Source organism: Streptomyces pratensis (genome assembly GCF_037137275.1).
GTDB lineage: Bacteria > Actinomycetota > Actinomycetes > Streptomycetales > Streptomycetaceae > Streptomyces > Streptomyces pratensis_B.
Window position 1 is genome coordinate 63,527 of the sequence record NZ_JBBBEN010000092.1, and the last position, 1,335, is coordinate 64,861.

Here is a 1,335-nt window from a genome sequence, read left to right on the forward strand (position 1 = left end):
CCGCCACTGTTCTGCCCCGAACGCCACGAACCCCTCAGCAGAGATAGCGAGACGCGATGACGCAAAGTTCGACAGCCGCTGAAGCCAGAAGGACACCGCGAAGTCGACTGGCGCGCATCGCCCCGGTGTTCGCGATGGCGCTGGCCACACTGGCCCCCGCCACACCGGCCGCGTCGGTCGAAGGGACGGCCGTGTCCACCGGTGCCGTCTTCAACAACCCGAACGGCACCGTCGCCCAGCAGCGTGCCATCAAGGATCACGTCATCCGTGTCATCGACAGCACGGGAACGGGCGGCAGCGGCACCGGCCGAACAATCCGGGCGGCGCTTTACGTCCTGGACGACCAGGAGTACACGGACGCCCTGGTCGCCGCGCACCACAGGGGCGTCAACGTACGCGTCGTCCTGGATGCGAGCCGTACGAGCAGACCGGCCGCGGCCAGTCTGATCTCAGCGTTGACGACGAACAAGGCGAACCGGTCGTGGGTCCACGTGTGCACCCCCGGCGCAGCCTGCATCGCCCCGGACAAGGGCCGCGGCCACATCAACCACAACAAGTTCTTCACGTTCTCCCGCGTCGGTGAGCAGGTGGGCGTCGGTGAGGACACGGTCATCCAGACCTCGGCCAACCAGACCCGGCTCAACGTCAGTTCCTACTGGAACAACGCGTACACCGTGGTCGGGAACACCGGGCTGTACTCGGCCTACGTCGGCTACTTCAATGACTTGGTCGCCATGGTCAAGAACGACGACTACTTCACCAGCGGCAAAGTGGGCACGGAGAAGTACTACTTCTTCCCCCAGAACACCGGCGACCTCGTGGCCGACGTGCTCGACAACGTCACGTGCACGTACGCGGTCGGGTCCGTCACGCGGAAGTCCACCGTCCGCCTGGCCGTCTCAGCGTTCGCGAACCGGCCCGAGGTCGTGAGCACCCTCAAGAAGCTCGCAGCCAACGGATGTGCCGTCCAGATCATCCACGGCCAGAGCAGCTACTGGGACACCTTCAGCGGCGTGAAGAACATCGCCCAGCGGCGCCTCAGCGACAGCGACCACTCCCGCGTCCACTCGAAGTACATCCTCATCGAGGGGTCCTACGCCGGTCACCCGGACACCAAGTGGACCTTCACCGGGTCGCACAACTTGAACGACTCGTCGCTGCGGGACGACGACGAGGCGGTGCTGCGCCTTGAGGGAGCGGCCCCGCATGACGCCTACCGCCAGAACTTCGCGGAGATGTGGGCTGTCGCCGCGCAGCCGTGAGTGAGCCGGCTGCCGCGTCGGGCGGGCGCCGGGCTCCACGACCGCGGTGGCACGGGGCCGGCCGCAGGCGCGG

The 1,335-nt window shown here is 66.8% G+C and carries 1 protein-coding gene; it reads left to right on the plus strand.

The window, feature by feature from the left end; all coding sequences use genetic code 11:
* Nucleotides 1-56 precede the first annotated feature (56 nt).
* On the plus strand, nucleotides 57-1,262 hold the full coding sequence (locus tag V9U70_RS17180) for a phospholipase D-like domain-containing protein (RefSeq protein ID WP_336676211.1): 1,206 nt from the start codon (nucleotides 57-59) through the stop codon (nucleotides 1,260-1,262).
* Nucleotides 1,263-1,335: the final 73 nt, after the last annotated feature.